Genomic DNA, 6389 nt, shown 5'->3' on the forward strand with positions numbered 1-6389 from the left:
GATAAAAACCTTTGCTGTAATTATTTAAACACCAGCCAATAACGGCTTATAAATGGCTTGCAGCGTTTCTTGGCAACCAAGGCTCTTCATGAGACACTTTTTTTTTTCAACAAAAACGAGGCGAACTACCGGAATCACTGTTAACGACAACAGCAACGACGCACTTAACGCAAAAACAATCGTTAAGGCCACCGGCCGAAACAGCTTTCCTTCCAAACCTTGTAAGCTCAGTAATGGCAGAAAAACAATAATAATAATTAAAATGCCTGAGGTAACCGAGGTAGCAACTTCACGAGTAGCCCGGTAAATCACATGCAACTTAGGTAAACGTTCAGCGGTTTTATGATGCGCTAAATGGCTAATCAAGTTTTCGGTCACCACGACAGCGGCATCGACTAACATACCTATCGCTATCGCTAACCCGCCTAAACTCATTAAATTAGCCGACATGTCCATAGTCCGCATTAAAATAAAAGTAAATAATGCAGCTAGCGGTAACACAATGGCAACCACGACAGCAGCACGGATATTACCCAAAAACAACAGTAACAAAACGAGCACTAACGCTATGGCTTCTACCAAAGCATCTAATACCGTCTCAACGGCTTTGTTGACTAAATCGCCGCGATTATAAAAAACTTTAGCGGTAACGCCTTTAGGAAAACTTTTGCTCAGCTCGGCCAATTTACCCTCAATGCCATTAACCGTTTCACGCGCATTCGCCCCGCGTAAACTCAATACCAACCCGGTCACCGCTTCGCCATTACCATCTTTACTGACCGCGCCATAACGCGTTAATGCGCCCATTTTTATCTCAGCAACATCGGCAACGGTAACCGGTATGCCATTTTTATTATCAACGACAATCGTAGCCACATCATCTAAGGTTTTGATGCGACCTTCAGCGCGCACGATAAGTGCTTCTTCGCCATCGTTAAGCCGACCTGCGCCGTCATTGCGATTATTATGCTCTAACGCAGCGATTAATTTATCCATGCCAATACCTCTAGCGGCTAAACGCATATTGTCAGGTACAACCTCAAAGCTCCTAACTAAGCCGCCTAATGAATTCACATCGGCCACACCCGGCACAGTGCGTAACGCCGGTCGTATCACCCAGTCTAATAAATCGCGTTTTTCCATCAGGCTTATGTCGCCTTCTATCGTGAACATAAACATTTCACCCAAAGGCGTCGTCATAGGCGCAATACCGCCTTGAATATCGGCGGGTAAACTGCCCCAAATGGTATTCAAACGCTCGGCAATTTGTTGCCGCGCCCAGTAAATATCGGTGCCTTCAACGAAATCGACAGTAATATCGGTTAACGAATACTTAGCGATAGAGCGCAACATGGTTTGCTTAGGAATACCGAGTAATTCGACTTCTATCGGCCCAGTAATCCTAGCTTCGACTTCTTCCGGCGTCATACCAGGCGCTTTGACGATGATTTTAACTTGTGTCGGCGACACATCAGGAAACGCGTCAATCGGTATTTGTCTAAACGCGCTATAGCCACCGCCGATTAATACCAGTACTGCAATCAGTATTAACAAACGCTGGGTTAACGCAAATGAAATGAGTCCGGCCATTACTCGCCCTCCCCAAGTCCTAACCAATTCGCTTTTAATGCGACTGTACCTTTAACAGCAATTAATTCATTGCCTGTTAATTCACCGCTAATCGTCGATTGCTCGCCTTGCTTGCCTAACACGTTAACGGGTAATACCGAAAAACCTTGTCCCGTTTGCACAAAGACATAACTTTTACGCTCATTCTGAATAATCGCGGTATTAGGCACAATAAATGCCGCCTGACTATTTTGCTGAATAATTTGCGTATTAATCCGCTGGCCGGGGCGTATATCTATTGGGGCATGTTTTAATACCGCACGCGCTAAAATGGTTTGGTTTTCAGGATTAACCGCTTGCCCTATCAAACTAATTTGCGCACTGACAGGAATCGCAACCGGTGTTTCACGCTGCTCTAACGATTCAGAGTCATTAGTCGGCTTTTCCAGTAGTACTTTGTCGCCGATTTTGACCTGGTTAATACGCTCTTGCGGAATATTAATTTCTAACCACAACTCATCTAAGTTAGCGATTTTAAATAACGGCGATAAACTATCTAAACGCGCACCGGCAACCACCATACGCTCTAACACAACACCAGTAATCGGCGCTCGTACCGCCAGCAACCCTGACAATTTATGCGTTTTTTTAAGCTTAGCGATTTCCGCGTCGGTCATACCTGCGATACCGAGTAACTGTCTATGCTCGTCTAATTCAGATGCCGCCGCTTGATACATCGCACTGGTCTCTTGCCAACGCCGCTGCGCAATCACACCATCGTCGAGCAATTTTTTATCGCGTTGATAGGAAAACCCTGCTAACGCTAAATCACTCTCTGCTTTTAAGTAATTGCGTTGTGCCATTAGCAAATCTTGGCTATTCATCTCGGCCAGCACCGCGCCTGAGTTAACCTTGTCACCAATCGCCGCATTCAGCTTAGTCACCAAACCCGCTTGGGTGGCGCTAATAATGTATTCTTGCGTTGGCGGAATCACGACTTTCGCCGGAGCATACAACACCGGGACATGGCTAACCGGCTCAGGCTTGGCTAAGACAATACCTAAGCTTTTAGCCTGCTCTTCCGCTAAAACCACATGGTTATCCAGCGCCCTACTGGATTGAGCGGAAAATAATGACACACTCACCAGTGCCCAAAATACATAATGACGAATAGCACGGCTCATGGCATCACTCCTACAGCTTGGTTATATAAGGCTTGGTCACGTAACAACATCACCGCGCGCTCTTTAGCACTCAATATCGCCAACTGAGCACGCGACTGAATTTTTAACAAATCGATTAAATCAATTTCACCGGCAGCAAAACTTTGTTCAGTCATACTTAAATGCTGCTCGGCCAACGCTCTTAACTTTTCTGCATTTGCTAATTCAACCGTATTTACTTCCAAATTATGCTCGGCTTCGTGATGTTGTTGTTGCAAGTCTCTATAAAATTGCTCACGCTCAGCGATGAGCTTATTCATCTCAACATTGACGGCTGCGATTTGCACATTACTATGACTATCGCCGCCGAAAGGCACGTTCACACCAATATTAAAGCTCTCCGTTTTATTACTACGCGGATCATCGGTGAAATTATCACTGTTAATGCCGACAACCACGTTAGTTTGGCCAGAACCGGTCATTTGTAACGCATGAATTTCAGCGCGTTTTGCGGTCGATTTGACTATTTAATGCCAGCAAAAAGGGATGGTTATCCGGCACTTCGCGTAGCGTTGATAAACTTTCTTGATACTGACTAGGTACTTTAGTCGATTGCGTAATCGTTGTATAACGTTTACGCGCATGCATGAGTTCAGCTTCTGCTTGAATTAACAGCGATTTTTTTTGTAATAACTCGGTTTCAGCTAACAATTGATCCGCTCTAGGTAAATCGCCTAATTCAACGCGGCGCCTAACCTTATCAAATAGCTTTTGATTCACTTGTAATTCTTCTTGCGCTTGCTGATAACGCAAAATTTTGTAACGCCATATCCCACAGTGCGCTACGAATCAGACCTGCAATCCTAAGCCGCGTCGCCTCTTGCTGCTTTTGCACGCTGATACTGGCTTTCGCGCCAGTCGCTTGTTCAGCTTGACGCTGACCTAAATTCCATAACGGTACTTGCACCGTGGCATCGATATAATGCAGCGTACCGCTGGTGGCTTCTTGAAAACGCAAACCGGCTTGCGAGGCACCAGCCACCCAACTTTCACCGCGTTGGCGTAACGCTTCGGCTTCAGCTCCATCGCATTCAGCCAGGTCACATCAGGAAATTTTTCCATCGTCAACGTGACCAACTGACTTAGACTTAACCCGGCCTCTTCAGTAATAGGGTCAATATGCGCAACCGCTGTGTCGGCACTTAACACCGGAGAACTCGCCGTTTCGGCGACTATTAAGCCAGGCATTAGCAGGAAACTTAAGCTAATCGCAATGGCTAAAGGATGGGTAGGCTTAAAGCCCATGCCCAAAAACTGCACATGTGTCATAAAGAACTCATTGCGGTAAACACCGCGTAACTGTGAACAATAACTTAGCAGCACACGCCCACCATAACAGCGCGCGTAAACACTAAGCTAACAAAGCAAGGAGAAAACTTAAGACAAAGGCGGGGCGCGAGGAGAAAAAGGAAAATGCTCAACCACCGCTAAGCAGCTAGGTGGTGCGCGAGGAGCCAATAATGTGATTAAGCCTATGGCTTAGCGAAGGAAATAGCTTGCGCCGGTAAATAAAAAGAATCATCGGGCAAATCAAAATGAAAACTTTGCTTTAACCCAGCGTCTACCGAAAAAACAACACCGTCAGAAGGTGATTGCGTGTTAATGGTGCTAGCCACACTGTCGCCAGCATCTGCTAAAACAGAAGCCGACTGCGTGAACTGCTCTAAACCTGGAATATGTAATTTGCCGCCTACGCTATTTTGACCAGTATGCGCATGCATTAACGGTGTTAACCACTGCAACAACACTAAAAAAATCGCCAGACTTATTTTCATTATGCCAACTATGTTTGATAAATGACTCATGGCTGCGCGACAAACGCGTTATCACGTCATAGCCACTCAATACCTGTTAGCATTTTAACAAGTATTACACTGTAATGCTAAAGGTTTGCCGATGACGTCATTGGCGACTATGTTAAACTGACTGTTCTTCTAAACGATAAAGTCATTAGCATGGAAACTGTGACCAACAAACAAAACGGTGTTTTTTGTGTCTACTCAAGCATGTAAATCTTCGCCTTTTGATGTTGATGGGATGCATCCACAGCTCACAATGCAAGCTACCGTCGACAACAGTAAGGGAATCGAGGCGGAAATCCATTTTCCAATAGGAGCCATAAAGGTTTCGATCTTGACACCATAGCCAACCAGCGATTATTAAATCTAAATAGAGACATCAATAGATGGAAATTATCAATTCAATTGCTCATAAAATTATTAAACACAGGCGAGAAAAGGATAAGCCAAACCTTGAAGCCGAAGTTCAGTTACGAGATGATATTTTTGATCCGGCTAACGAAAAAGTAATAACGTTAATTGAAGCGCTCTTAAAAATTTACAAAGGGAAAACATTTGGTTCATTTGAGGCCGATACAAATAATCACCCTTTTCAATTATGGGCAAAAGATTTGTATAAAGAAAATTCATTGACAATTAATAGCCTTCCTCAAAAATTTATTGATGAATTGATTGAATTAACTAAACCAACAACGAATACAAATGGATAAGCAATCACTATTAAACGATGTTGTTAAACTCTATAGGTTATGCGGTAAGCCTAACTTTATGGAGGGAACATCTGTTAATTGTGAAATATCGTTAAATGAAGAGGTTAATTTATTAATCAACGCTATTTATAAACAAAACGGGGATGTTTTTGGCTCTTTTAAATGTGATGGCGAATATATTGATTTTACTGAGCAAAAGTTAACAATCGGGCAGAATTTAACGTTTAAACTAAATATTCCAGTCATCGGACATAAGCTCTTTTTCAACGATGTCGATGACTTAATCACCAAGTACACAGGCGTAAAAAAAGGCATATTGCCAGACTCTTTTTATTTAATCGAAGAAGATTATTTGACTACTGAGACAAATGAGCCTGAAAAGCTAGTTTAGCTTAGGCGTGTTTGTAGATGGATTTTATTTTTAGAAAAAGCATTACCACATACGGATAGATCATCGAACAACTTTTATACCTTTGTACTTCTTACAGAAGACAAAGAAAATAAAGGGTTTAAAAAGACACTTATCGAGTCGTGCTTTACTTTTGCGGATTTAAAACCATTGGATGGGCTAGAAAGCTTTGAAGAAATGCTGGAAAATCAAGACTTGCACTGTTATGAAAGATTAGCCGTGGTTCGTAACGCATTAGAAGAATTACTTTCTAAGCGTCCTGCAACAAATCAACAGCTTGGTTATATTTTGTCTAAATTTGAAGTATTCAAAAAACTTTATCAAGACAACTATGAAACTTACATAAATGGTTTTTTCGTTAAAAAAACTTTAAAAAAGAAGTGATTGAGAAACATCAAGACTTTGCCTCTAAAATTGACGGGGCATTATATGACGTGATTAATAAAGCTCTCGCTATTCCTGTATCAATTGTGACTATTGGGGCTTTAATTAAGGAAGATCAACTTATCAATAGCTTAGTTGTAAGCTGCGCTGTTTTGTTGGTTCCTGTTTTAATGTGGTGGTTAATCGGGCAACATTTAAAAAGACTGGAAGAAATTCAATTAGACATAAAAGAAATATTTAATAAATTTGAAAATAAAAAAAAAAGAAAAGTGCCGCTCAATTTGTTGACGAAAAA

The 6389-nt window shown here is 42.4% G+C and carries 9 protein-coding genes and 1 pseudogene; 4 read left to right on the forward strand and 6 right to left on the reverse strand.

The features are described 5' to 3' along the window. From VZ94_RS00620 to VZ94_RS00635, 6 genes and pseudogenes are all read right to left on the reverse strand, one after another. Window positions 1-1590: pseudogene (locus VZ94_RS00620) on the reverse strand (efflux RND transporter permease subunit); the annotation flags it as partial. After that, window positions 1590-2753, reverse strand: coding sequence for an efflux RND transporter periplasmic adaptor subunit (locus VZ94_RS00625; RefSeq protein ID WP_052700077.1), 1164 nt, complete (start codon window positions 2751-2753; stop codon window positions 1590-1592). The gene VZ94_RS00625 and the pseudogene VZ94_RS00620, both read right to left, overlap by 1 nt. Further along, window positions 2750-3214, reverse strand: a complete 465-nt coding sequence (locus VZ94_RS27585; protein ID WP_239649525.1) for a TolC family protein — start codon at window positions 3212-3214, stop codon at window positions 2750-2752. Before VZ94_RS27585 ends, VZ94_RS00625 begins: the two co-directional genes overlap by 4 nt. A 16-nt stretch (window positions 3215-3230) precedes the next feature. After that, window positions 3231-3545, reverse strand: coding sequence for a TolC family protein (locus VZ94_RS27590; RefSeq protein ID WP_239649526.1), 315 nt, complete (start codon window positions 3543-3545; stop codon window positions 3231-3233). Beyond that, on the reverse strand, window positions 3493-3774 hold the full coding sequence (locus VZ94_RS27595; RefSeq protein ID WP_239649527.1) for a hypothetical protein: 282 nt from the start codon (window positions 3772-3774) through the stop codon (window positions 3493-3495). Before VZ94_RS27595 ends, VZ94_RS27590 begins: the two co-directional genes overlap by 53 nt. Before the next feature lie 490 nt (window positions 3775-4264). Next, window positions 4265-4567, reverse strand: coding sequence for a hypothetical protein (locus VZ94_RS00635; RefSeq protein ID WP_045777739.1), 303 nt, complete (start codon window positions 4565-4567; stop codon window positions 4265-4267). Window positions 4568-4977: 410 nt separating this feature from the next. Between VZ94_RS00635 and VZ94_RS00640 the strand changes: the two genes are divergently transcribed. From VZ94_RS00640 to VZ94_RS00655, 4 genes are all read left to right on the forward strand, one after another. After that, window positions 4978-5301, forward strand: coding sequence for a nucleoid-associated protein (locus VZ94_RS00640; RefSeq protein ID WP_045777740.1), 324 nt, complete (start codon window positions 4978-4980; stop codon window positions 5299-5301). Continuing rightward, complete coding sequence (locus VZ94_RS00645) at window positions 5294-5692, forward strand: hypothetical protein (RefSeq protein ID WP_045777741.1); 399 nt, start codon at window positions 5294-5296, stop codon at window positions 5690-5692. The genes VZ94_RS00640 and VZ94_RS00645 overlap by 8 nt, the downstream gene beginning before the upstream one ends. A 168-nt stretch (window positions 5693-5860) precedes the next feature. Continuing rightward, a complete protein-coding gene (locus VZ94_RS00650; RefSeq protein ID WP_045777742.1) occupies window positions 5861-6094 on the forward strand; it encodes a hypothetical protein in 234 nt (77 codons plus the stop codon). After that, on the forward strand, window positions 6091-6389 hold a 299-nt coding region (locus VZ94_RS00655; protein WP_045777743.1), incomplete at its 3' end, for a hypothetical protein. The genes VZ94_RS00650 and VZ94_RS00655, both read left to right, overlap by 4 nt.

Origin of the sequence: Methylocucumis oryzae, from assembly GCF_000963695.1 — a bacterium.
GTDB classification, from domain to species: Bacteria; Pseudomonadota; Gammaproteobacteria; order Methylococcales; family Methylomonadaceae; genus Methylovulum; species Methylovulum oryzae.